Here is a 23753-nt window from a genome sequence, read left to right as displayed (position 1 = left end):
TGCTGAAAAGTGGAGATCACGGAAAGAAACACCGCACCGGGACAGCCTGCGGGGACCGCGACGGCGCGGTTCCCGCCCACGATTCCGGAGCACAAATCAAGGAGACAACGATGACTGCAGCATTTGAGCCCACCCAGCAGACGCCCGAAGAGCAGGCCGCCGCCTTGGAGCTCGAGTGGTCCGCCAATCCCCGCTGGCAAGGTGTGACCCGTGACTACAAGGCAACGGACGTCGTCAAACTCCGCGGCCGGGTCTCCGAAGAACACACGCTGGCCCGCCGCGGTTCCGAGAAGCTGTGGAAGCAGCTCACCGAAGAGCACAAGACCGGCGGGTACACCAACGCTTTGGGCGCCCTGACCGGCAACCAGGCTGTGCAGCAGGTCAAGGCGGGCCTCCGCGCCATCTACCTCTCCGGCTGGCAGGTCGCCGCCGACGCCAACAATTCCGGCCACACTTACCCGGACCAGTCGCTGTACCCGGCCAACTCGGTTCCCACAGTGGTCCGCCGCATCAACAACGCTCTGCTCCGCGCGGACCAGATCGAGTTCTCCGAAGGCGTCCAGACTGTTGAGGACTGGATGGTCCCGATCGTCGCCGACGCCGAAGCCGGCTTTGGTGGTCCGCTGAACGCCTACGAACTCATGAAATCCATGATCCAGGCCGGCGCGTCAGGCGTGCACTGGGAAGACCAGCTCGCCTCCGAAAAGAAGTGCGGCCACCTCGGCGGCAAGGTGCTCATTCCCACCCAGCAGCACGTCCGCACCCTGAATGCCGCCCGCCTGGCCGCCGACGTCGCCGGTACCCCGTCCGTCGTCATCGCCCGTACCGACGCCGAGGCAGCCACCCTGATCACCTCCGACGTCGATCCCCGCGACCAGGAATTCGTCCTCCGCGAAGGGGGACAGCCGGTCCGTACCCCGGAAGGCTTCTACAAGGTCCGCAACGGCATCGAACCCTGCATCGCCCGCGCCAAGGCCTATGCCCCCTACTCCGACCTCATCTGGATGGAGACGGGCACCCCGGACCTCGCACTCGCCCGCAAGTTCGCCGAAGCCGTCAAGGCCGATTTCCCGGACCAGATGCTCTCCTACAACTGCTCGCCGTCGTTCAACTGGCGCAAGCACCTGGACGACGCCACCATTGCCAAGTTCCAGCGTGAACTCGGCGCCATGGGCTTCACGTTCCAGTTCATCACCCTGGCCGGCTTCCACGCCCTGAACTACTCGATGTTCGATCTCGCCCACGGCTACGCCCGTGAAGGCATGAGTGCCTACGTCGAGCTCCAGGAGAAGGAATTCGCCTCCGAGTCCCGCGGCTACACCGCGACCAAGCACCAGCGCGAAGTCGGCACCGGCTACTTCGACGACATTGCTACTGCGCTCAACCCGAACGCATCCACCCTTGCCCTGGTGGGATCCACCGAGGAAGGCCAGTTCCACTAGAACTTAGCGCTCGACGGCGGCGCGTGCGTCCGCCGGCGGACCGGACGATCCTCTGCCTGCCGTCGAACTCCCCTTTTAGTCTTTAAGGAGATTGAAATGAACACCTTCACTGACAACTTCGCCATCAACGGCATTACCTTGACCGCACAGCCCATTTGCCGGCAGGACGAGGTACTTACTCCGGATGCTTTGGAGTTTGTCGCAAGGCTGCACCGGGCCACGGCCGGTCGGCGGCAGGAACTGCTGCAGGCGCGCCGGACCCGCCGCGCCGAGATCGCCGCCGGACAGGACCCCGGGTTCCTCCGCGAGACCGAGGACATCCGCAACGATCCGTCGTGGCGCGTCGCTCCCCCCGCTCCCGGCCTGGAGGACCGCCGCGTGGAGATCACCGGACCGGTGGATAAGAAAATGACCATCAACGCGCTGAACTCGGGCGCCAAGGTGTGGCTCGCGGACATGGAGGATTCCTCCACCCCCACGTGGCGGAACGTCATCAAGGGCCAGCTGAACCTCACCGATGCGCTGGAACGCCGGATCGACTTCACGTCGCCGGAGGGCAAGGAGTACAAGCTCCGCCCGGCCAGTGAACTGCCCACCATCGTGGTCCGCCCCCGCGGCTGGCACCTGCCCGAGAAGCACATGATTATCGACGGCGCTCCCGTGGCCGGCGGCATCGTGGACTTCGGCCTGTTCTTCTTCCACAACGCCCGGCGCCTCCTGGCCCAGGGCAAGGGCCCGTACTTCTACCTGCCGAAGATCGAGACCCACCTCGAAGCACGCCTGTGGAACGACGTTTTCATCCTGGCCCAGGACCTGCTCGGCATCCCGCAGGGCACCATCCGCGCCACCGTGCTGATCGAGACCATCACCGCCGCGTTCGAAATGGAGGAGATCCTCTACGAACTGCGGGACCACGCCGCGGGCCTGAACGCCGGCCGCTGGGACTACATTTTCTCTCTGATCAAGAACTTCCGCACCCGCGGCCCCCGGTTCGTCCTGCCGGACCGCGCCCAGGTGACCATGACCCAGCCGTTCATGCGGGCATACACCGAACAGCTGGTCCGTGCCTGCCACAAGCGCGGCGCCATGGCCATCGGCGGGATGGCCGCCGCGGTCCCCAACCGTAGGGACGAAGCAGCCAACACCAACGCGTTCGAGAAGGTCCGCGCGGACAAGACCCGCGAGGCCAACGACGGCTTCGACGGCTCCTGGGTAGCCCACCCGGACCTGGTGCCGGTCTGCCGCGAGGTGTTCGATTCCATCCTGGGCAGCACACCCAACCAGCTGGACCGCACCCGCGAGGACGTCACCCCGGACGACGCCGCCCTCATCAACGTGGCCGCCACCGAAGGCACCATCACCGAGCAGGGCATCCGGAACAACATCGAGGTGGGCCTACGCTACATCGAGTCCTGGTTGCGCGGGAACGGTGCCGTGGCCATCCACAACCTCATGGAAGACGCCGCCACCGCGGAAATCTCCCGCTCACAGCTGTGGCAGTGGATGTTCGCCAGCGCCATCACCGACCACGGCGAAATCATCACCCACCACTGGATCGAGGAGCTGCTCGACGAAGAGTTCGCACGCCTGGAACGCTTCGACGGCGACCGCTTCGAAGACGCCCGCGACATCTTCGAGGAAGTCACCCTCAGCCAGGACTTCCCGTCCTTCCTGACCCTCCCCGCCTACGCCCGCTACCTCACCGAGGCACGGGAAAAGGCAACCCCGGAAGAGCTCACCGCGGCCTAAAGCCGCACAGATTTCCGTCAGCCGGGCAGGCACGCCCTTCGCAACAGGCACCCCGAGATCCGGGGAGCCGGCCCGGCGACGGAACACCCCTCCAGAAATGAGGCGACAACGGGACACGCCTACCCAGGCGGGTGCACTCGCCGGCGCTCTCTCACTTGCAGGATCTGAGAGAGGGAAGGAAGTGCGGTAAGCGGCCGGACGACGACGGCGGGGCGCGTCAGCGTCCTTTCGGCACCAGCCGCACAGAGAGCGTTGTGCAGACGAAGAACATCAGCACGGAACCCAGAATGACCAACAGCGCCAGAGTCCAGGAACCCGAGGCGTCGTGCACGAACCCCACCAGCGGCGGGGCCACCGCCCCGAAGCAGTAGCCCAATCCTTGGACCGTGGCGGACATCCGGCCGGCGGACGCCTGGTCCCGGGCCAGTTTGATGATGGCGATGAAGATCAGCGTGATCCCGCCGCCCTGCGCGATGCCGCCGAAAGTGGACCACAGCCACCACAGCTGCGGTGCCAGCAGCAGCCCGGCCGGCACGGCCGTCCACAGGAGCCCCACGGTGACTGCCGTCGTCGTCGTACTGAAGTACTTGGCCGCGAACGGCACTCCCAGGCCACCGACGATCGCGAAGATCTGGAACAACGACGAACCCGCTCCCGCCTCCGAGGCGGACATGCCCAGCTCATCGTGGAGGTAGCTCGGCAGCCACGCAGTCACCGCGTAATAGGAAAAGGCCTGGCCGGCGAAACCCAGGGTCAGCCCGGCAGTAATCCAGCCGGATCCGCTGACAGGGGAATGCTCCTGCCCGCCGCTGACTACGGCCCCGGACGGGACAAACGCGGTGCGGGCACCCACGGCGAGCGTCCAGAAAACAATGGCCACCACCGCCAGGATGCCCACAGACACCAGAGCCACCCGCCAACCGGCAAGCTCGGCCAGGGGCGCCGTGACCATCGACGTCAGGAACGACCCGATATTCAACGCCGCCGTGTACACGCCCATGGCGGTTCCCTGCCGCCACGGGGAGAAATCCCGGCGGATAATCAACGGCACCGCGATGTTACCCACCGTGATGGCCAGGCCGATCATCACCGTACCCACCACCACCGGCCCCGCGCCGCCAGCCGAGCGGACAATGACGCCGGCCAGCACGCCCAGGATGGTAAGGGAGACGGCGAACTCGGCGCCGAGTTTCCGGGTGGCCAGGGAGGCCAGCGGGGCGGCCACCGCGAAACACAGCACCGGGATGCTGGTCAGCAGGCCCAGCATGACAGGGGAAAATCCGAGGTCCGTCTGCATCAGGTCCACCACGGGGGCGACGGCTACGAAGGGTCCGCGCAGGTTGAGCGCCAGCAGGCCGATGCAGGCGAGCAGGATCCAGGCCTTTGGAACCTTCGCAAGGAACTGTCCGCTCACGATATATCCGCGCGGTATAAGAATGGTTTCATCACCTCCCATTGCTATCACGCCCGGACGTCATTGAGTTTTTGTCCAGATAACGCTCCCAAAAAGGACGGAATCGCGAATTATCTGGACAAAAACTCTGAGCGACGCCCTGGCATACGATAAACCCACGCCACCCCGCCCACCGGAGTGCACGGTATTCGCCACGCAGACCTTGGACAAAGGAACAGACATGCAGCAACGGCTTGCCATCCTTGACGACTACCAGGACGTGGCGCACGGCTTCGCCGACTGGTCCGCCCTGGAAAAGAATGGCGTCTCCACGTCCGTCTTCCGGGAACCGTTCCAGTCCGAGGACGCCCTCGCGGCAGCGCTTACCGGGTTCCAGATCGTCGTGGCGATGCGGGAGCGAACCCCGTTCCCCCGCTCCGTGCTGGAGCAACTGCCAGGCCTCAAGCTTCTGGTGACCACCGGCATGGCCAACGCCGCAATCGACGTGGCCGCGGCAGAAGACCTTGGCATCACCGTCTGCGGCACGCCCGGCTCGCTTACCGCCGCCCCGGAACTGACGTGGGCCCTGCTCCTGGCGCTGGCCCGGAACCTCCCGGCCGAGGAGAACTCGCTGCGGGCCGGCACGTGGCAAACATCCGTGGGGATGGAGCTGTCCGGCAAAACCTTGGGTGTTGTGGGCCTGGGCAAAATCGGGCGGCGAATTGCCGCCTACGGGCAGGCGTTCGGAATGGAAGTACTTGCCTGGAGCCAGAACCTGACCGGGGAGGCCGCCGCCGACGCCGGAGTCCAGAAAGTCAGTAAAGCGGACCTTTTCCGGAATTCCGACGTCGCCACCCTCCATCTGCGGCTGTCTCCCCGTTCCGAGGGGATCGTGGGCGAGCCGGAGCTGAGGCTCCTTGGCCCGGAAGGCCTTCTGGTGAACGCATCGCGGGGTCCCCTTGTTGAGCAGGACGCCCTGGTGCGCGCCCTGAACGAGGGCTGGATCCGGGGAGCCGCCCTGGACGTGTTTGACGCTGAGCCCATCACGCCGGCCCACCCTCTCCTCAGCACGCCGAACACTGTGCTCTCACCGCACCTCGGATACGTTACGCAGGAGAGTTACGGGCAGTTTTACGGTGGCGCTTTCGAAGACGTCAGGGCATGGCTGGCCGGTTCGCCGGTGCGGGTCATTACCGGCTGACGGGGTATGCCGGCACCTACTGTCCGAGAGCCCAGACGGCGAGGTCGTGATCGTCGGCGGACACGAAGCCCGGAACGCGTCCCTCCTGGTTGAATATTCTGTCAGCTCCAGCGATTCTGCCAGGCTCATCCCGTAATGGCACTCCCGGCGAGGGTTGCCTCGACGACTGCCGGCGAAAGGACGTACTGGGTGACCATCTGGCTCGCCCCGCGGACCGCAGCGCGCTGGCCGGCCATGGAGATGCCGATGCGCAGGTGGGATGTCGCCAGCGGTGGAGAGCGCCGGTAGACCACCTCCCGGATTCCGGCCACCAGATGCTCACCGGATTCACCGATGCTGCCACCCACAACTATGACTGACGGATTGAGCAGGTTGACTACGGTGGCCAGAACGTCGCCGATGTCCCGGCCTGCCTGACGGAGCGCCTGAATGGCCTGCATGTTACCGGCCGCTGCCAGCCGCAGCACGTCCGCGCCTTTGGTGGCGTCGAGCCCCTGTTGCCGGAGCGCGCGAGCGATGGCAGGTCCGGATGCGAGCGCCTCGAGGCACCCGTAGTTGCCGCAGGCGCACAGGACGTCTTCTCCGCGCGCCAGCTGGACGTGCCCCAGGTCGCCCGCGGTGCCGTTGGCGCCACGTTGCAGTTCACCGTTGCTGATGATGCCGGATCCGATTCCGGTGGCGACCTTTACAAAGAAGAAGTTGCTGTGCTCGGACCAATGCGAGGCCCGCTCCCCCAGTGCCATGATATTGACGTCGTTGTCCACCAGCACTGGCACCGGCAGGGACCGCTGAACATAACGGACAACGTCGAACCCGTCCCAGCCAGGCATGATGGGGGGCTTCACCGGCCGGCCGGTATCGTGCTCCACCGGGCCCGGCAAACCGATCCCGATCCCGGCCAGTTCCTCGGCGCTGCGCCCCGCAACTGCCAGCAGTTCCTTGCCCTGCGCGACGACCTGATCGAAGACTGTTTCGGGTCCATCCGCCACTTGCAGGGCCAACCGGTGCTCGGCGAGGATCTTTCCGCAAAGGTCCGTCACAGCCACGACCACATGTGTTGCCCCGACGTCCACCGCCAACACCAGCCGCGCCGAAGGGTTGAAGGCAAAGCGCGACGGCGGCCTGCCGCCGCTGGAAAGCGCCTCACCGGCGGGGCCCACGAGGCCCGAAACCATCAGTGCGTCGATGCGCGCGGCAACGGTGGAACGAGCCAGTCCGGTGCTGAGGGCGAGCTCAGCCCGCGTGCGGGCCTTGCCGTCCCGCAGGAGCTGGAAGAGGTCCCCGGCGCGGGACAAACTCCCGATGATGTCGGCTGCGGCGGGCTCGCGTCTGGGAGTAAGGCTCATGGATCATGAGTAACACATCGTCCTTCTGCATGTCACGCCAGATAAAGAAAACCGGTAGACATACAACTTTTGCTTGACGGTCAATAAAAGTGCTTCTAGTTTTAGTTGAACCGTCTTCATCTGAGGAGTACCCATGTCTTACTCGATCCAGCTCTACACCCTCCGCAACGCCATCCAGGAGGATCTGCCCGGCACCATCCGCAAGGTCGCGGAGATCGGCTTTACCCAGGTGGAGCCCTACAACTTCGTGGCCACGGCCAAGGAACTCGGCGCCGAGCTGAAGGAGAATGGCCTCACGGCGCCGTCCGGGCACGCTCCGCTGCTGAGCCAGGACCAGGATGAGATCTTCGCCGCCGCCAAAGACCTCGGGATCTCCACCGTCATTGACCCGTTTATCCCTGCGGACCGCTGGCAGACCGCCGAGGACATTCAGGCCACTGCGGCCGGGCTCAACGCCGCAGCCAAAAAGGGCGCCGAATACGGCATCCGGGTCGGGTACCACAACCACGCCTGGGAACTGGAGTCCAGTATTGAGGGCCGCACGGCACTGGAATTCTTCGCCGATCTGCTGGATCCGGAACTGGTCCTGGAAGTGGACACGTACTGGGTGGCCGTTGGCGGCCAGGACCCGGTGGACATCCTGGCGAAACTTGGTGACCGGGTGAAGCTCATCCACATCAAGGACGGCCCCCTGAACACCGACACCAAAGCGCAACTGCCGGCAGGCCGGGGCAAGGTACCCGTGCTGGACGTCATCGCGGCCGCCACATCCCTGGAGGTAGGCGTGGTGGAATTCGACGACTACGCTGGCGACATCTTCGAAGGCATCGCCGAAAGCCTGGCATACCTGAACAATAACGACGCCTCCGCGACGGCAGCCGAAGGAGCACGCGCATGACCACCCACGCAGCCGCGAAGTCTTCAGGCCGCGGGCCGGTGGGCATCGCGGTCATCGGCGCCGGGAACATCAGCAAGCAGTACCTGGACAACCTCACCGTGTTCCCGGACCTGAAAGTCCACGTCATCGCGGACCTGTTCGAGGAGGCAGCAGAGGCACGCGCCAAGGAGTACGGCATCGCGGAGTGGGGCGGTGTGGACGCGGCCTTGAACCATCCCGACGTCGAAATCATCGTGAACCTGACCATCCCGGCAGCGCACGTCGAGGTTGCCACCGCCGCCGTCAACGCGGGCAAGCACGTCTGGACCGAGAAGCCTTTCTCCCTGGACCGCGAATCCGGTCTCGGCCTCCTGAAAACCGCCGACGCCGCCGGCATCCGCCTGGGCTGCGCACCGGACACGTTCCTCGGCGCCGGCCTGCAGACGGCCCTGCGCGTGATCCAGCGCGGCGACATCGGTGCGCCCCTGACGGCGATGACCACCTTTCAGACGCCCGGCCCGGAGTCCTGGCACCCCAACCCGGCATTCCTCTTCCAGTCCGGCGCCGGGCCGCTCTTTGACATGGGCCCGTACTACCTCACCACACTCGTCCAGACGTTCGGTTCCATCCGCAAGGTGGCCGCCGTCGGCTCCAAGGCCAAAGACGTCCGCGTCATCGGCTCCGGGCCCAAGGCCGGCGAGGAGTTCACGGTCGAGGTCCCCACGTATGTCAGCGCGATGGCACAGTTCGAATGTGGCGCGTCCTCGCACAGCGTGTTCTCCTTCGAGTCGCCCCGCGTGCGGATGGGCTTCGTGGAAATCACCGGTACCGAGGCCACCTTGTCGGTCCCGGACCCCAACTATTTCGACGGCGACGTCCGGCTCTGGCGCGTCGGCGACGAGGACTGGACCACCATCCCGGCGTCCGGGCCGTCGAACGGCCGCGGCATGGGCGTGCTGGACATGGCCCGGTCCATCCGCGCCGGAGTTCCGCACCGTGCCACCGGTGACCTGGCCTACCACGTCCTGGACAGCATGGTCGCCATCACCGAATCCATGGACTCCGGCACGTTCGTCGACGTCGGAAGCTCCGCTTCGCCCTCCGCAGGACTGCCCGAAGACTGGGCACCGGAAACCGCAACGCTCTAGGAAAGCAAGCAGGAACCAGTTCATGACCACCCCCGCACACCCGTCCGATCGCCCGCTCGGCGTCGCGATGATCGGTTACGCATTCATGGGCAAGGCCCACTCGAACGCTCGGCGGAACGTCGCCAGCTACTTCGACGTCCCGGCCTTCGAGCAGAAAGTACTCGTGGGACGTGACGCCGAAGCGGTGGCCAAGGCAGCCGCCACCTACGGCTGGACCGAAACGGCCACCGACTGGCGGGAAGTGATCAGCCGGGACGACATCGACATCGTGGACATCTGCGCCCCGGGCTGGATGCACGCCGAGATCGCCGTCGCGGCGCTCAAGGCCGGGAAGCACGTGCTCGTGGAGAAGCCGCTCGCGAACACCCTTGCCGAGGCTGAAGCCATGGCAACAGCGGCCAAAGCCGCCCGGGCCAAGGGCATCCAGTCGATGATCGGGTTCAACTATCGGCGCGTCCCTGCCCTCGCCCTGGCCAGGGAACTGGTTTCCGAAGGCCGGGTGGGAACCATCCGGCACGTCCGCGCCGCCTACCTCCAGGACTGGCTCAGCGACGATCAGGCCCCCATGACCTGGCGGCTCCGCAAGGAAACCGCCGGGTCCGGCGCCCTTGGGGACATCGCCTCCCACGCGATCGACCAGGTGCTGTTCCTGCTCGCGGACAAGGTCACCGAGGTCACCGGCCGCCTGCACACCTTCGTGGACCGCCGCCCCGGGGTGGACGGACTGGAGGAGGTGACGGTCGACGACGCCGCCTGGGCCACGCTGTCCCTTGCTTCCGGCGCCATCGCCTCTGTGGAAGTCTCCCGGGTGGCCACCGGCAGGAAAAACTCGCTGACGCTGGAAATCTACGGCGACAAGGGCACCATCCTGTTCGATCTGGAGAACCTCAACGAACTGAACTTGGCTTCCTGGATGCCGCAGCACCTGTCCGAGAGCAAGGCTTCCGCCGCATCCTGGTCAATGAGCCCGAGCACCCGTACCTTAAGGCGTGGTGGCCACAGGGCCACGTCATCGGCTGGGAACACACTTTCACCCACCAGGTCCGCGACTTCCTCACAGCCATAGCCACGGGCCGCGCACCGTCACCATCGTTCGAGGAAGGACTCAACGTCCAGTACATCCTGAATGCCGTGGAGGAATCCGCCGCCGCGAAAAGCGCGCTCATCCAACTGCCGGCCAACTCCGCGCCCGCATCTGATCCGCAAGGAGCCTGACATGCCCCGCCCGTACACCCTCTTCACCGGCCAGTGGGCCGATCTCCCGTTCGAGGAAGTCGCCAGGCTCGCCTCCGGCTGGGGCTACGACGGTCTGGAAATCGCCGTCTCCGGGGACCATTTGGACGTCTGGCGCTGGGACGAACCCGGCTACGTCGAGTCAAAGCTCGCCGTCCTGGAGAAGTACAACCTCAAAGTCTGGGCCATCTCGAACCACCTCAAGGGTCAGGCCGTTTGCGACGACCCCATCGACTTCCGCCACCAAGCGATCGTTGGGTCAAATGTTTGGGGCGACGGCGATCCGGAAGGCGTGCGGCAGCGCGCCGCGGAGGAAATGAAATACACCGCGCGGCTCGCCAAGGCACTCGGCGTGGACACCGTCGTTGGCTTTACCGGCTCCTCAATCTGGCAGTACGTGGCCATGTTCCCGCCGGTCCCGGAAAAAGTGATCGAGGCCGGCTACCAGGACTTCGCGGACCGCTGGAACCCCATTTTGGACGTCTTCGACGAATGCGGTGTCCGCTTCGCCCACGAAGTCCACCCTTCCGAAATCGCCTACGACTACTGGACCACCGTCCGCACCCTCGAAGCGATCGGGCACCGCGAAGCGTTCGGCCTGAACTGGGACCCGTCCCACTTCATGTGGCAGGGCATCGACCCGGTCTCGTTCATCTGGGACTTCAAGGACCGGATTTACCACGTTGACTGCAAGGACACCAAGCTCCGCCCCACCGGCCGCAACACCGTCATGGGCTCGCACCTTCCGTGGGGCGACCCGCGCCGCGGCTGGGATTTCGTCTCCGCCGGCCGCGGCGATGTCCCCTGGGAATCGTCCTTCCGGGCCCTCACCGCGATCGGCTACACCGGCCCCATCTCCGTTGAATGGGAAGACGCCGGCATGGACCGCCTCCACGGCGCCCCCGAAGCTCTTGCTGCGTTGAAAAAGTTCGACTTCCCGCCCTCGAGTACCTCGTTCGACGCAGCCTTCACCACCCAGACCTAGGAGTTTTTGTCCAGATAATGCGGGCAAAAGTGCCATTTCGGGGCATTATCTGGACAAAAACTCGGATAAAGCGCACGTAGAATCCCTGCATGAGTTCCACCATAAGAAAGGCAACCACGGACGACGCCGGCCCGCTCGCCGAATTGGCAGCAGTCACCTTTCCGCTGGCGTGCCCGCCGTCGTCGTCACCGGAGGACATCGCTGCCCACCTGGCCAACACGCTCAGTGAGGAGCACTTCCGCGCATATCTCGCCGACCCCGGCATCACCATTTTGGTGATCGACGCCGACGGCGGCCTCCGCGGCTACAGCCTCCTGGTCAACCGTCCCGCGCAGGATCCGGACGTCGCGGCGGCGCTGACCATCAGGCCGGCCATCGAGCTCAGCAAATGCTATGTCCACCCGGAGCATCACGGGCTGGGCGCCGCCGCGGAACTGATGCACGCCAGCATCCAGGCAGCCACGGCATCCGGCGCGGCCGGAATCTGGCTGGGCGTCAACAGCCAGAATGCCCGGGCCATCCGGTTCTACGAAAAGTCCGGCTTCCGCAAGGTGGGCAGCAAGTCCTTCCGGCTGGGAAGCACCGTGGAACACGACTTTGTGATGGAACGCGCTGTCCCTTAGTCCGTGGCGTTTCCACCCAGACCTTCGTCCAGGGGCGGACGAGGTTCGTGGACCAGCTTGAGACCCTGGGGAAGGCCTTCAATGTGGCCTTCCGTTCCCCGGGCGGTGATGGAGATTCTGGAGTGTCCCAGCCGCACGTTGTCAGCCCTGAAGTCGCCCTTGTCCTCGGCCAGGAACGGGGCCAGATGGACAACGCCACGGGTAAAGTCCGGATCAAAGCGCAGCAGGATCCTGGCGAGCTGGATGGGAGCGGCGGCTGCCCACGCCTGCGGGGAACACGCCGTCGGGTATGGCACGGGCCCCGAATACTCACTGCGGTCAAAGCCACAGAACAATTCCGGCAGTTGACCGTCGAAATGGGTGGCAGCGTCGAAGAGGCCCCGCGCCAACCGCTTGGCCTCCGCCACGTAGCCATAGCGCATCAGCCCGGTAGCCACGATGGCGGAGTCGTGTGGCCACACCGAGCCATTGTGGTAGCTGACGGGGTTGTACGCCGCCATATCCGATGCCAGCGTGCGGACTCCCCAGCCAGTGAACATTTTGGGTGACATCAGGTGTTCAACCACAGCCGACGCCTTCTGCCGGTCCACAATGCCCGCCCACAGGCAATGGCCCATGTTCGACGTGCAAGAGTCCACAGGATTCTTGTCCTTGTCCAGTGCCACCGCATAGTAGCCCTTGCCAGGCATCCAGAACTTCTCGTTGAACGACACCTTGAGGGCGGCGGCCCGCCGCGCCCAGTGCTCCTCTGTCCCGGCGTCGCCCTGCGAGCGCGCCAGCAGCGAGCGCCCCACGTAGGCGGAATAGACGTAGGCTTGCACCTCGCACAGCGCAATGGGAGGTTCAGCAATGCGCCCGTCGGCAAAATTGATTCCGTCCCAGGAGTCCTTCCACCCCTGATTGATGAGCCCGTGGGTGTTGGGCCGCAGATACTCCACGAAGCCGTCACCGTCCCGGTCGCCGTACTGTTCAATCCATTCCAGCGCCCGGTCTGCATGTGGAAGCAGCGAATCGATAACGTCATCAGACAGTCCCCAGCGGCTCAGCTCACCCAGAACGCTCACAAACAGCGGTGTTGCGTCGGCCGTGCCGTAATACGCGCTCCCCCCGAGCGATAGTCCCGCGGTGACCCCCAGACGGACTTCATGCGGGATGCGGCCGGGCTCTTCCTCGGAATCGATGTCGACCCTTGTTCCCTGGATGGCTGCCAGGGTCTGGAGGGTTCCCACTGCCAGCGTCGAGTCCACCAGCAGTGACATATAGGAGGACAGGAGGGAATCACGGCCGAACAGCGCCATGAACCACGGCACGCCGGCGGCAACGGCCGCGCGGTCAGGATGCTCGGCGTCGAAAATCCGCAAAGACCCCAGGTCGGACTGGCTGCGCTGCAAGGTAGCTTCGATGTTGCTGTCGCCGACAGAGATGCGCGGAACGTTTTCCTCCCACGCCCGGTGCCGCTGAACGCCGGTCCGGTGCTGTGGCAAGCCCGCTTCCGTGAACGGGTCCGCGGGACCTTCTCCGTTAATCAGGGGCACCACAATGACGCTGGTGGACCACTTGCCTCTGGCCGGGATATGCGCGTGGAACCGCAGCGCGTCAACGGCGACTTCGGCCCCCGAAGCGCGGACTGCCGAGCCGCGCCGCTGTCCGTTCCGGACGGTCTCGACCACCAACTCTGCGCCTTTGACGCTCCGCGTCAGGCTGTCCTCGCTGATCGGGCGGCCGCCCTTGACGTCGAACAGGTCGGCTTGGTCTGCGTCCACCAGGAGTTCAATCTCGCAGTCGACGGCCTCCGAGGAATAGTTTTCGAGGGTGATGTCGTCCTGCAGGCCCGGTCCGATGTGGCGTTGCTGACGGACAACGAGGGGGCTGTCGAACCGGCCGTCCGGCCACTTGGCCCGGCCCACGAAGGCCGCCTCGAACGCATCCGGCCGCTGAGCCACCAGAGGCTCGCGGAGGGCGCCGTTGATGCGCAGTATCCACCGGGACACAACCCGGGTATCGCGGTAGAACGCCCCGTTGGTTCCGCCCTCGGGGCTGATGTCGCCGCTGTGGGAGGAGATGCAGAAGGAGGACCCCTCCACCAAAGTCACTGCGCCGGCCCCGCCAACATCGGCTTCCGTATCGGCATTCCAAGCAGTCATGGAGTGCTCCTTCCTCAGTGCCGCCGGATGGACATTGGGCCGGATTCCGGCGTCCGGCTCACTGCTCCCCGTATTCGATTCTGGTCCTCGTAGGTATCATCCGGTAGCCCTGCCCGCTGACTCTCTTCCACGAGTTTTGAGAAGAGGTCCAGATGGTTGGCCACCATCCTCTCCGTGCTGAAAAGCTTTAGCGCACGATCCCTGCAGTGCGACCGGTCGAGCGATGCAGCGAGGGGAAGGAAGCCGTGCAGTTCTTCGGTCGGCGCCAGGAATCCGGTCCGGCCGTGGTCCACAATTTCCGGCGCGGATCCGATTGGCGTCCCCACCACCGGAGTTCCTGTTGCCAGTGACTCGATCATGACGAGGCCGAAAGGCTCTGACCACTGGATTGGGTTGAGGAACGCCATCGCGTCACCCATCAGCCGGAACTTGTCGGCGTCCCCCAACTCGCCCAGGAACTCCTCGTCGGATCCGAGCAGCGGCTCCACAACGGAGCGGAAGTACTCGATCTCTTGGGGCTCGCGCATCTTGGCTGCAATCCGGAGCGGAATGCCTGCTTGGCGCGCGATCAGGATCGCTTCAACCACGCCCTTGTCCGGGCACATCCTGCCGACAAAACACGCATAACCGCCTTTCCCCGAACCGATCGGCACGGCAGCGACATCCATTCCGTGATGGATAACCCTGGTGATAGGGACGTCCGGCACCCGGGAGGCCTGGTCACGTGAGATTCCGATGATGGCCGTGTCACCGGCCATGGCGCGGTACAAATCGGCCGACGCCGGCGTAAGTGGGCCGTGGATGGTGGTCACCACTGGGGCGGCGGAACCCCGCCGGGCCATCAGCGGGCCGGCCAGCGTGTGGTCGTGGATGATGTCCACGTGGGCCAGGCCGGCATAGGCCCTGATGACATGGCTGAGCTCTGAGAGGGAAATCCCCAGTTCAGCCGGCTCTGATGGCCTCATGCCTGGCACCATCTGTGCAGGACAGGTGCTGTCGGATGCCGCGGCCAGCAGCACTTCGTGGCCCGCGGCGATGAACCCCCGGACAAGGGAATCCACAACCCTCTCTATGCCCCCATATCCGGCCGGGGGAATCGGAATCCATGGTGCTGCAATAAGTCCTATCCGCACGCTTTCCTCCTTGAGGATCACATGCCACGCCCCCAGACCTGGCCAGTGAGTGTGATTCGAAGGGCCGCTGCTTAACCCGTTGTTCCGACTATCGCCCCGCGAGGGGCACCTTTTCAAGCCCCCGGTGTGACAAATCCGACACTCCTGCGCGGAATGGCTTCGGCTTGGCACAGGTTGTGCCAAGCATGAAGATTGAGATCTGGTCAGACGTCGCGTGTCCCTGGTGCTACATCGGTAAACGCCGGTTCGAAGCCGCCCTGGCGGAGTTCCCCCACCGCGATTCGGTGGACGTGACATGGCGCAGTTACCAGTTGGATCCCAGCCTTCCGGAGCACTACGACGGCACCGAACTTGAGTACCTGAGCAGGATCAAGGGCATGGCCCAGGAGCAGGTCTCGCAGATGTTCAAGCACGTCACTACGCAAGCCAAGGGTGAGGGGCTCAACTACCTCTTCGACCAGGTGGTGGTGGCCAACAGTTTCACTGCCCACCGCCTGATCCACCTCGCCGCCCAGCACGGGCAGCAGGACGCTGCGAAGGAGCGCCTGCTGAGCGACCACTTCGAGCACGGCAAGGACATCGGCAGCCAGGATTACCTCACAGCCCTGGGTCACGATCTGGGCATCAACGCCGACGAAGTGGCCGAGCTGTTCACCACAGACAAGTTCGCCGACGACGTCCGCTTCGACTTCGAGGAAGCCCGCGCTCTGGGCATCAACGGCGTCCCGTTCTTCGTGATCGACCGCAAGTTCGGCCTTTCCGGCGCCCAGCCAGCGGAAACGTTCACCGCAGCCCTCAACCAAGCCTGGCAGGAAACCACTCCGCTGGTGCTCGTCAACGCCGCCGACGGCGACGGCGAAGCCTGCGGCCCGGACGGCTGCGCGGTATAGCCCCCCGCCGTGAGTTTTCGTCCAGATAGTGCACGCCAGAGGCGTCTTTGGCGCGATTATCTGGACAAAAACTCGACCGGGTTTGCTGACACATCGCGGTAAGGTGTCTGCATGCCCAGGATTTCGGCGGCCACCAATGCCGCGCAACGCGCCGAGACCCAGCGCCGTGTCCTGACAGCGTTCGGAGAGCTCCTCTTCACCCACGGCCTGCCCGGGCTGACCATGACGGACGTCGCGCGGCATGCCGGGGTGGGACGTACGGCGGTCTACAACTACTACGCCGACATCGAAGAGCTGCTGATCTCCTACGCCCTGGACGAGACCGAACGGTTCCTCGCCGAACTGCGGGAGTCCCTCAACAGCCTTGAGAACCCTGTGGACCGGCTGGCCTTGTACGTGCGCACCCAGGTGGAGGACCTCAGCCGCCGCCATTTGCCGCCCGGACCCGCCATGGCCGCGGTGCTGTCGCCGTCGTCCTTTGCCAAACTGGCAGACCACGTGGATGAGCTGAGCGTCCTGCTGCAGGGCATTCTCCGCGACGGCATGGCGCTGGGCTACCTGCCGCAGGCGGACATTGGCCAGCAGGCTCAACTGATCCACGGCACGCTGTCCTCCAGCGCAGCCCGCGGCACTAATGAGCCCGCGGCACTTGAAGCCCGCGTCGCCCGGACCGTGCGGTTCATCCAACTGGGCGCCGGCGCAAGGTTCGACGACGGCGGCGCACCCCTGCGCGTCAGCTAAGGCGTGGGGGCGGTGGGAATGACAGGCCACTTGGCGTCATCGGCGATCCGGCGGCTTTCCCGCGGGCAGCTGAGCGTCCCGGGGGTCTGGTCCACCCGGTCCGCCGCGGCCAGCTCTTTGTAGTCGCCGGCAAGGATGACGTCCACACTGGCGTCCGTCCGGCCATCCTGGAAGTAGTCCGAGTCCGGCACGTTCCGCTGGACAGTGAAGGCAGCCGACTGCCCGGCGGCACCCGAAATCACTGCAGCCACGCCCCGATAGCCAGCCTCAGTGTTGGCCACAGCACCCAGTACAAACTTCCGGCCCAGCAGTTCGTCAGCCACCGAGCGCGCCAGCCCTGGCCGGCTCGTGGAGTTGTAGACGTTGAGGTTGACCTGTTCGTTCGGGGTGTAATCAAAAGTGGCCACGGGACAGACGGTCCGGGGCTCGTCGCTGCCCGCCGTCGTCGGGAACTTCAGATGCCCGTTGATGATGGCGAGCGCCGTGATGATGGCGCCGGCGATGAGCCCCAGCAGCAGGACCAGCACCACGCCGTGTACCACCCGGCGGCGGAGGCGCACGGGATCGTCGTGATCGCCGGCGGCTTCAAAGGTGGCCCGCAACTCGGGACCGGTGACAACGCGGTGGCCGTGCAGGACGCGGTGGTCCCTGGCTTTTTCAACCATCTATGACCAGCACGCGGGCGTGGATGGCGGTCCGCTGATGCAGCGCAGTACGGACGGCCCGGTGCAGCCCGTCCTCAAGGTACATGGTCCCCTGGTACTGCACCACGTGGGGGAAAAGGTCACCGAAGAACGTGGAGTCCTCGGCCAGGAGCGCCTCGAGGTCGAGGGTACGTTTGGTGGTCACGAGCTCGTCCAGGCGGACGGGGCGCGGCGGCAGCGACGCCCACTGTTTGGGCGTGTTGTAACCATGGTCGGGATAAGGGCGTCCCTCGCCCACAGCTTTGAAGATCACCATGCCACACTAGGCACCTTGGCGGCCCAAAAGAAGTACCCAGCCCGCAGCAATCCAAGGTTGTAGCCAAACGGTGACCATCTGTCACAGGCCGCCGGCTGTCACAATGGAGCCATGACCGCACCCGAATTCCCTGCCATCTCCACGCCCGGCGGCCGCCTGCTGTCCACCCCGCCCTTGGCGCTCCTGCTCGACGTGGACGGTCCCGTGGCAAGCCCGGCCACCCGCAAGGTGCGGCCCGGCATCATTGCCGATATGGTGGCGCTGGCCAGCGCCGGGATTCCGGTCATCTTCAATACCGGCCGCTCGGACGCGTTCATCCGGGAGCAGGTCATGGAGCCCATGATCGCCGCCGGCATGCCCGCCGGGACCGTCATCCACGCCATCTGCGAAAAGGGCGCGGTCTGGTTCAGCTACACGGCCGCCGGGGCCGGCACCATTCACGTTGACCGCGAACTGGCGGTGCCCAAGGCCTACGGCGATGACGTCCGCAGGCTGGTGGCGGAGGACTATTCCGCCCACATGTTTTTTGACGAAACCAAACGCGCCATGGTGTCCGTGGAGCAGCACATCAACGTGCACTCCGCCGATTACCTCGCCGAACAGAAGCTCTTCGACTCGGATGCGATGGACCTCATGGCCCGCCACGGCCTGGGTGTGGTCCGCCTGGACCACCATGCACCGGATTCCGACGACGCGGTGGACTACCGCGTTGACCCCACCATCATTTCCACCGACATTGAGTCGGTGCGGCTGGGCAAAGACCTCGGCGCAAGCCGCGCCGTGGAGTTGCTGGCCGCGGAGGGCATCACGCCCCAGTCGTGGCGCACCGTGGGCGACTCCCGCACGGACTATGCCATGGCGGACTGGCTGCACCACAACGATCATCCCGTGAAGCACGTTGACGTCCGCCCGGCGGACGGCGTTCCGGTCAAAGCCTACGACGTGCTGACCGCTGCGGACCTGGGGCTCGAGGCTGACGTGATCCACGACGACGCCGGCGGAGCTTTCCTGCGCAGCTGGCGGGAGGCCGTGGCCAGCTGAGCCGCTGCCAGGCTTCAGTCCGCCCGCAACGGCTGCCGTTTTTTTGCTCGCGCTATTATTCAGATAAGAACGCTTACCATTTAGCCGCGACGGAGACAACCATTACAGAAGCACCGGTCCAGGACGAGATCTACTACGGCGGCCAGGCGTCCGTAGAACCGCGCACCCATGCGGAGGTGACATCTCCGGCCGCCGAGGCGCGGCTCAAGCACCGGTTGGACGTGGTCCGGCACAAGGGCAGGTATGCCCTGATTAACCACAACCGGACCCCGTTCCAGGCCATGGTGGAGGACATGTTGTTCCTGCGCGGTGTGCTGGCGGAAGCCGGCCTGGACTATCTCCTGGTCCGCGGCAACAACGACCGCCCTGTCATTGCCCTGGACTGGAAGAACCGGAAGAAGCTGCGCTCTGCACTCGTGGCGGCCTGCCGCAACGAGCCTGTCTATTCCATGACGGTTGACGCGAAAAAGAAGTCCTCCGTGCTGGTGGCCGACGGGGAACTCTCCCCCAACCGGCAGGCCCGCATCTTCCGGCTCTACCGGCCGCGGGTTGAGCCCGACGGCGGCTTCGAGTTCGGATCCTCTGCTGGCGTCCAGATTGAGCTCTGGAGCTTTGAAGGCGATCAGCTGATCCTCCCGATTGAAAACTCGCTGACCCGCCGCACCATGCAGGCCCAGGACGCGGTACGCGGGACAGTTGAACGTTACGGGCACACCTGGCCCACCATCGAGAACATGTTCGCGGACCACGCCAGCGACATCAGCTTCGACATTGACCTGGTGTTCTCATGGGTTGACGGCAGTTCGCCCGACTACATCGCGGCCCGCCGGGCCCAGCAGCAAGGTGTGGTGCTCGGCGAAGGCGATGACCACGAGGCCCGTTTCCGTCAGATCAACGAACTTAAGTACGCCCTGCGCTCGGTCTACATGTTTGCACCTTGGATCCGCCGCATCTTCATCGCCACGGACTCCCCTGCCCCGGAGTGGCTCGCCGAGCACCCCACGGTGACCATTGTCCGCAGTGAGGAGTTCTTCTCCGACCCCTCAGTGCTGCCAACGCACAACTCGCAGGCTGTGGAATGCCAGCTCCACAACATCGAGGGACTTTCCGAGCACTTCCTCTATTCGAATGACGACATGTTCTTCGGCCGGCCCGTCGGGCCGGACATGTTCTTCACACCAGGTGGCATCACCAAGTTCATCGAGGCCGAGACCCGGATCGGGCTGGGCGATAACGACGCCGAGCGCAGCGGCTTCGAGAACGCTGCACGGGTTAACCGGAAGCTGCTCTGGAACCGTTTCGGCCGGATCACCACCAGGCATCTTGAGCACACCGCGGCCCCGCTGCGCCGCAGCGTGGTGTCCACGATGGAAAGTGAGTTCCCGGACGAATTCCGCAAGACAGCGGCCAGCAGGTTCCGCGCCGCGGACAACATCTCTGTTACCAATTCCTTCTACCACTACTACGCCCTGCTCACCGGCCGGGCAGTCACCCAGACCGCGGCCAGGGTGCGCTACGTGGACACCACGGCGCGGGCCGGGCTGAACTCCCTGCCCAAACTGCTGGCCAAGCGAAACGTGGACTTTTTCTGTCTTAACGACGGCAGCTTTCCGGAAGTCCACGCGGATGAGCGTGCCCAGCTGGTGACTGACTTCCTGGAGAAGTATTACCCCATCAAGGCGCCCTGGGAACTCTGACGCTCCCTTGCCCTGTCCGGGATGCTGATCCCGGCGGCGGCCAGTCGCTGGGCTGTCATGTCCGCTGTAACGTGCTCGCCCACCGTGGGCGAGCTGCCCAGCAGGACCACGGAGTGGACGATGGTGTGCTCGTAGACATGGACCAGGTTAAACGCCTGGCCGCCGTCGCGGCCGCGGGTGCCACCCACAGCCACGTTGAGATCCTGCGTGTAGCACGTTGCCGAAGCCACGGACACCGGGATGCCCGCGAACGTGGCAGTCGTGGAGTAATGCAGGTGCCCGGCGAGGATGGTCCGGACGTCCGAGTTCCGGACCACTGCGGCCAGGCTCGCCTGGTCGCGCAACTCCACCAAGACGGCGAGGTCCAGGACTGAGGGGACCGGTGGATGGTGCAGGGCCAGGACAGTGCCATCCGGTGCGGGTGTCTCCAGCTCGCGGGCCAGCCACTCCAGCTGCGAAGCGCTCAGCTCGCCATGGTGGTATCCCGGCACCGAGGTGTCCATGGTGATGACCCGCAGTCCGTTGATGAAGTAGCTGTGGTCAACCGGTCCATCGCTGGCCGGTTCGTCCAGCAGGCCGGACCGGAAGTTGGCCCGGTTGTCGTGGTTTCCCATCGCCCAGATGACTTTGGCGCCCAGATCTTCGCATGCAGGATCGACGATGGCCCGCAGCTTTGCGTAGGCCTCAGGGTGACCCTGGTCAGCAAGGTCGCCGGTGAAGATCACGGCCTCGGGCCGCGCACCGGAAGCCCGGACTTCTTCAAAAAGCTGGATAAGTTTGGATTCGCTGTCAACAGCTCCGTAGAGGGGATCCGGACCACCCATCAGGTGGGGGTCGCTCAGGTGGAGAAGGAAGTGGCGTGGCCGGGGATGTTCGGCCTCGATGTGCTTCATTGCTGCCTCTGTGGTTGGGGGGAAACGGCGTTTCCCTTCTACCCTTCAGTAACCTTTATCAAACCAGATATTGGGCAAATTTTGCGTAAATTACCGCGGGCAAGTTGGAAAAAACCAGAAATTTACGCTGCTGAATGGCGTGATGCGCCTTCCGGTCCATCAAATTCGGCCAACGCTTGTTCGATCGCGTCCAGAACCTCGTCGGAGTCCGGCGAGACGGTCGGAGCGAAGCGTGCCACCACCTCGCCGTGGCGGTTTATAAGGAACTTCTCGAAGTTCCATTTCACCAGGCCGGGCAGTACGCCAGTCTTGAATTTGGTCAGCTCGGCATACAGCGGATGCTGGTCCTTGCCCCGCACGTTGGCCTTGGCCGTGAGGGGAAAGGACACACCGAAGTTCCGCTCGCAGAACTCGGCAATCTCGCTGTCGCTCCCTGGTTCCTGGCCGGCGAACTGGTTGCACGGCACGCCAAGGATGTCGAAGCCCCGGTCCCGGAATTTCTCGTACACCGTTTCGAGTCCGGCATACTGCGGCGTGAGTCCGCATTGCGACGCCACATTCACCACCATCACCACGGTTCCTTTGAAACGGCCGAAGTCGGTCTCGGTGCCGTCATTGAGTGTGAGCGGGATGGGGTACAGAGAGGTCACGAGCGCAGTCCTTGAAAGGTTGGTCATGCAGGAGATTCGTTGCCAACCATCAAGAGTACGGGTGCATGCTGGGGATTCTCTGTCAGCGCTGCGTCCGCGTGGGCTCCGCTGACGTGGTGGTGGGTGACGCTGTTGACGTTTCGGCTGGCGCTGGGGTTGGAGCGGTGGGCGCGGGCGACGGCGGTGCTGCCGCCGTCGTCCTTGTTGGAGACCCTGTGGGTGTCTGTGTGCGCGGGGTGTGCGTCGGCGTGGATGTCTGTGTCTCTGTCGCTGCCGAAGTTTCAGTCGGAGTGCCGGTTGAGGTAGCCGTCGGTGTTGGCGGCGGCGTGGCAGTTTGTGATGCTGTGGGCGTCGGTGTTTGCGACGGCGCGGCAGTCGACGTGGCAGTTTCTGATGCTGTTGGCGACGGCGCGGCAGTCGGCGTGGCAGTTTGTGATGCTGTGGGCGTCGGTGTTGGCGACGGCGCGGCAGTCGGCGTGGCAGTTTCTGATGCTGTTGGCGTCGCTGTTGGCGACGGCGCGGCAGTCGACGAGGCAGTTTCTGCTGCTGTGGGCGTCGCTGTTGGCGACGGCGAGGCAGTTTGGGACGTTGTCGCTGCCGCTGTTGTTGTGGGATTCGACGGCGGCACCCCGGCGGGAGCGGTCTTCGGCGGCGCCGTTGAGGGCAGGGCAGCGTCCACGTTCGGCGCCTTGGGCAGTTCTTTTTCGCCGCCCAGGACAGTGTGGCTCTTGTCCGCCCCGACGGGGATGGCCCAGCGTTGTGATTCGGAGGCGTCAGGGCCCCCGCCGGCAAAGCTGACCATGGCAATGTCCTGCAGCTCGTCAAGCTGGCGCATGGGCAGCAGCGTCCAGCGGAGCGGATTGGTGTGCTCGCCATTAAGGATGGTTTCAAAATGCAGGTGGCAGCCGGTGGACCACCCGGTGGTGCCCACCTTTGCGATGACCTGGCCTACCTGGACCGATTCCCCCGTCCGGACGGCGATTGCCTCGAGGTGGTTGTATGTGGTGATCATTCCGTTCCCGTGGTCAATTTCCACGCGATTCCCGCCACCCCAAGGGTGCCAGCCGGCGGCCCGGACCACGCCGGCGTCGGCTGAATAGACCCTGGTGCCGCACGCTGCGGCGTAATCCTGGCCAAGGTGGAAGTCCCCGCCCGTTCCAGTGAGGGGACTGATGCGGAAGCCAAAGGGGGAACTCGGCACAAGTACTTCCAGAGGCGCCATCAGCGAGCCCTCCGGTGGCCGCCTGAGTTGTGCGGCAGCTACATTCAGCGGAGCGTTGCCACCCTTGGCCACGGTCTGGACTATGGTGCGGCCGAACGGGACAAGGGCCCTGCTGTCTGTCATGATCGCGGGGTCCCGGCCCGCGTTGCTCAATTGGCCGATGCCGGCAGCCGGTGCGATGGCGCCGGGTTGGACTAATTCGATGCCGGGTAATCCGAGGGCGAAAAACGCCACGGCAACAGAGGCACTGGCGGCCAGCGCGCGCACCGCGACCACATAAGGGCCTGAAGACTCGTCGTCCCGGCCGGAACCCCAATGATTTCCCACTCGCTGACTCCCGGGTTGGCCCGTCAGACCCCAATCTGGACGGACTTACGTTCCCATG

At 64.8% G+C, this 23753-nt stretch carries 20 protein-coding genes and 1 pseudogene; 12 read left to right on the top strand and 9 right to left on the bottom strand.

The features are described 5' to 3' along the window. The first annotated feature begins 110 nt into the window (after positions 1 to 110). Positions 111 to 1442, top strand: a complete 1332-nt coding sequence (gene aceA / locus ABIB27_RS11735; protein WP_354217144.1) for an isocitrate lyase — start codon at positions 111 to 113, stop codon at positions 1440 to 1442. Positions 1443 to 1538: 96 nt separating this feature from the next. Further along, positions 1539 to 3191 (top strand): malate synthase A, encoded by a 1653-nt coding sequence (aceB, locus tag ABIB27_RS11730; RefSeq protein ID WP_354217143.1) that lies wholly within the window; start codon positions 1539 to 1541, stop codon positions 3189 to 3191. Between the two features lie 217 nt (positions 3192 to 3408). Here the strand turns inward: aceB and ABIB27_RS11725 are convergent, their stop codons facing one another. Continuing rightward, positions 3409 to 4647 (bottom strand): MFS transporter, encoded by a 1239-nt coding sequence (locus tag ABIB27_RS11725; RefSeq protein WP_502909188.1) that lies wholly within the window; start codon positions 4645 to 4647, stop codon positions 3409 to 3411. Between the two features lie 178 nt (positions 4648 to 4825). On the opposite strand from ABIB27_RS11725, the gene ABIB27_RS11720 reads away from it, so the two are divergent. After that, on the top strand, positions 4826 to 5785 hold the full coding sequence (locus tag ABIB27_RS11720; RefSeq protein ID WP_354253901.1) for a D-2-hydroxyacid dehydrogenase family protein: 960 nt from the start codon (positions 4826 to 4828) through the stop codon (positions 5783 to 5785). A 125-nt stretch (positions 5786 to 5910) separates the two neighbouring features. Here ABIB27_RS11720 and ABIB27_RS11715 read toward each other — a convergent pair whose 3' ends face one another. After that, positions 5911 to 7131, bottom strand: a complete 1221-nt coding sequence (locus ABIB27_RS11715) for an ROK family transcriptional regulator (protein ID WP_354253900.1) — start codon at positions 7129 to 7131, stop codon at positions 5911 to 5913. Between the two features lie 133 nt (positions 7132 to 7264). Here ABIB27_RS11715 and ABIB27_RS11710 point away from each other — a divergent pair, with 133 nt between their 5' ends. The 5 genes and pseudogenes from ABIB27_RS11710 to ABIB27_RS11690 all read left to right on the top strand — a co-directional run bounded on the left by ABIB27_RS11710 (position 7265) and on the right by ABIB27_RS11690 (position 11997). Continuing rightward, positions 7265 to 8029 (top strand): sugar phosphate isomerase/epimerase family protein, encoded by a 765-nt coding sequence (locus ABIB27_RS11710; RefSeq protein WP_354253899.1) that lies wholly within the window; start codon positions 7265 to 7267, stop codon positions 8027 to 8029. Further along, entirely contained in the window at positions 8026 to 9156 is a 1131-nt protein-coding gene (locus ABIB27_RS11705; RefSeq protein ID WP_354253897.1) for a Gfo/Idh/MocA family protein, read from the top strand. The genes ABIB27_RS11710 and ABIB27_RS11705 overlap by 4 nt, the downstream gene beginning before the upstream one ends. Before the next feature lie 22 nt (positions 9157 to 9178). Then, positions 9179 to 10371 (top strand): annotated as a pseudogene (locus ABIB27_RS11700) (Gfo/Idh/MocA family protein). Position 10372: 1 nt separating this feature from the next. Further along, a complete protein-coding gene (locus ABIB27_RS11695) occupies positions 10373 to 11374 on the top strand; it encodes a sugar phosphate isomerase/epimerase family protein (RefSeq protein ID WP_354253896.1) in 1002 nt (333 codons plus the stop codon). Positions 11375 to 11463: 89 nt separating this feature from the next. After that, positions 11464 to 11997: a GNAT family N-acetyltransferase gene (locus tag ABIB27_RS11690; RefSeq protein ID WP_354217135.1), complete on the top strand. Its 534-nt coding sequence runs from the start codon at positions 11464 to 11466 to the stop codon at positions 11995 to 11997. Here the strand turns inward: ABIB27_RS11690 and ABIB27_RS11685 are convergent. Both ABIB27_RS11685 and ABIB27_RS11680 read right to left on the bottom strand, forming a co-directional pair. Continuing rightward, positions 11994 to 14141, bottom strand: coding sequence for an amylo-alpha-1,6-glucosidase (locus ABIB27_RS11685; RefSeq protein ID WP_354217133.1), 2148 nt, complete (start codon positions 14139 to 14141; stop codon positions 11994 to 11996). The two genes, ABIB27_RS11690 and ABIB27_RS11685, sit on opposite strands and share 4 nt — an antisense overlap. Before the next feature lie 14 nt (positions 14142 to 14155). Further along, entirely contained in the window at positions 14156 to 15274 is a 1119-nt protein-coding gene (locus ABIB27_RS11680) for a glycosyltransferase family 4 protein (protein ID WP_354217131.1), read from the bottom strand. 185 nt (positions 15275 to 15459) lie between these two features. On the opposite strand from ABIB27_RS11680, the gene ABIB27_RS11675 reads away from it, so the two are divergent. Then, on the top strand, positions 15460 to 16164 hold the full coding sequence (locus tag ABIB27_RS11675) for a DsbA family oxidoreductase (protein ID WP_354217130.1): 705 nt from the start codon (positions 15460 to 15462) through the stop codon (positions 16162 to 16164). A 111-nt stretch (positions 16165 to 16275) separates the two neighbouring features. Further along, positions 16276 to 16905 (top strand): TetR/AcrR family transcriptional regulator, encoded by a 630-nt coding sequence (locus ABIB27_RS11670; protein ID WP_354217129.1) that lies wholly within the window; start codon positions 16276 to 16278, stop codon positions 16903 to 16905. On the opposite strand, the gene ABIB27_RS11665 is transcribed toward ABIB27_RS11670, so the two are convergent. Further along, on the bottom strand, positions 16902 to 17570 hold the full coding sequence (locus tag ABIB27_RS11665; RefSeq protein WP_354217128.1) for a LytR C-terminal domain-containing protein: 669 nt from the start codon (positions 17568 to 17570) through the stop codon (positions 16902 to 16904). The genes ABIB27_RS11670 and ABIB27_RS11665 overlap by 4 nt on opposite strands. Then, a complete protein-coding gene (locus ABIB27_RS11660) occupies positions 17563 to 17862 on the bottom strand; it encodes a type II toxin-antitoxin system VapB family antitoxin (protein ID WP_354217171.1) in 300 nt (99 codons plus the stop codon). Before ABIB27_RS11660 ends, ABIB27_RS11665 begins: the two co-directional genes overlap by 8 nt. A 114-nt stretch (positions 17863 to 17976) precedes the next feature. Here ABIB27_RS11660 and ABIB27_RS11655 point away from each other — a divergent pair, with 114 nt between their 5' ends. After that, entirely contained in the window at positions 17977 to 18906 is a 930-nt protein-coding gene (locus ABIB27_RS11655) for a Cof-type HAD-IIB family hydrolase (RefSeq protein WP_354217126.1), read from the top strand. A gap of 281 nt (positions 18907 to 19187) precedes the next feature. Continuing rightward, positions 19188 to 20603 carry a stealth family protein gene (locus ABIB27_RS11650; RefSeq protein WP_502909196.1) on the top strand — a complete coding sequence of 472 codons (1416 nt, stop codon included), beginning with the start codon at positions 19188 to 19190 and terminating at the stop codon, positions 20601 to 20603. Here ABIB27_RS11650 and ABIB27_RS11645 read toward each other — a convergent pair. The 3 genes from ABIB27_RS11645 to ABIB27_RS11635 form a co-directional block, all read right to left on the bottom strand. Next, entirely contained in the window at positions 20573 to 21496 is a 924-nt protein-coding gene (locus ABIB27_RS11645; protein WP_354217124.1) for a phosphodiesterase, read from the bottom strand. The genes ABIB27_RS11650 and ABIB27_RS11645 overlap by 31 nt on opposite strands. A 122-nt stretch (positions 21497 to 21618) precedes the next feature. Further along, positions 21619 to 22146, bottom strand: a complete 528-nt coding sequence (locus ABIB27_RS11640; protein WP_354217123.1) for a glutathione peroxidase — start codon at positions 22144 to 22146, stop codon at positions 21619 to 21621. 82 nt (positions 22147 to 22228) lie between these two features. After that, on the bottom strand, positions 22229 to 23695 hold the full coding sequence (locus ABIB27_RS11635; protein ID WP_354217122.1) for a peptidoglycan DD-metalloendopeptidase family protein: 1467 nt from the start codon (positions 23693 to 23695) through the stop codon (positions 22229 to 22231). Positions 23696 to 23753 lie beyond the last annotated feature (58 nt).

It is taken from the genome of Arthrobacter sp. UYEF21, assembly GCF_040546085.1.
GTDB lineage: Bacteria > Actinomycetota > Actinomycetes > Actinomycetales > Micrococcaceae > Arthrobacter.
Note: the sequence above shows the minus strand (reverse complement) of the source record. Positions and strands in the feature narration are given on the sequence as shown.

What these genes read in the sequence shown, in the direction of transcription:
- aceA (WP_354217144.1), top strand. Translation starts at nt 111, where the DNA reads ATGACTGCAGCATTTGAGCCCACCCAGCAGACGCCCGAAGAGCAGGCC.
- aceB (WP_354217143.1), top strand. Translation starts at nt 1,539, where the DNA reads ATGAACACCTTCACTGACAACTTCGCCATCAACGGCATTACCTTGACC.
- ABIB27_RS11725 (WP_502909188.1), bottom strand. Translation starts at nt 4,647, where the DNA reads ATGGGAGGTGATGAAACCATTCTTATACCGCGCGGATATATCGTGAGC.
- ABIB27_RS11720 (WP_354253901.1), top strand. Translation starts at nt 4,826, where the DNA reads ATGCAGCAACGGCTTGCCATCCTTGACGACTACCAGGACGTGGCGCAC.
- ABIB27_RS11715 (WP_354253900.1), bottom strand. Translation starts at nt 7,131, where the DNA reads ATGAGCCTTACTCCCAGACGCGAGCCCGCCGCAGCCGACATCATCGGG.
- ABIB27_RS11710 (WP_354253899.1), top strand. Translation starts at nt 7,265, where the DNA reads ATGTCTTACTCGATCCAGCTCTACACCCTCCGCAACGCCATCCAGGAG.
- ABIB27_RS11705 (WP_354253897.1), top strand. Translation starts at nt 8,026, where the DNA reads ATGACCACCCACGCAGCCGCGAAGTCTTCAGGCCGCGGGCCGGTGGGC.
- ABIB27_RS11695 (WP_354253896.1), top strand. Translation starts at nt 10,373, where the DNA reads ATGCCCCGCCCGTACACCCTCTTCACCGGCCAGTGGGCCGATCTCCCG.
- ABIB27_RS11690 (WP_354217135.1), top strand. Translation starts at nt 11,464, where the DNA reads ATGAGTTCCACCATAAGAAAGGCAACCACGGACGACGCCGGCCCGCTC.
- ABIB27_RS11685 (WP_354217133.1), bottom strand. Translation starts at nt 14,141, where the DNA reads ATGACTGCTTGGAATGCCGATACGGAAGCCGATGTTGGCGGGGCCGGC.
- ABIB27_RS11675 (WP_354217130.1), top strand. Translation starts at nt 15,460, where the DNA reads ATGAAGATTGAGATCTGGTCAGACGTCGCGTGTCCCTGGTGCTACATC.
- ABIB27_RS11670 (WP_354217129.1), top strand. Translation starts at nt 16,276, where the DNA reads ATGCCCAGGATTTCGGCGGCCACCAATGCCGCGCAACGCGCCGAGACC.
- ABIB27_RS11665 (WP_354217128.1), bottom strand. Translation starts at nt 17,570, where the DNA reads ATGGTTGAAAAAGCCAGGGACCACCGCGTCCTGCACGGCCACCGCGTT.
- ABIB27_RS11655 (WP_354217126.1), top strand. Translation starts at nt 17,977, where the DNA reads ATGACCGCACCCGAATTCCCTGCCATCTCCACGCCCGGCGGCCGCCTG.
- ABIB27_RS11650 (WP_502909196.1), top strand. Translation starts at nt 19,188, where the DNA reads ATGGTGGAGGACATGTTGTTCCTGCGCGGTGTGCTGGCGGAAGCCGGC.
- ABIB27_RS11645 (WP_354217124.1), bottom strand. Translation starts at nt 21,496, where the DNA reads ATGAAGCACATCGAGGCCGAACATCCCCGGCCACGCCACTTCCTTCTC.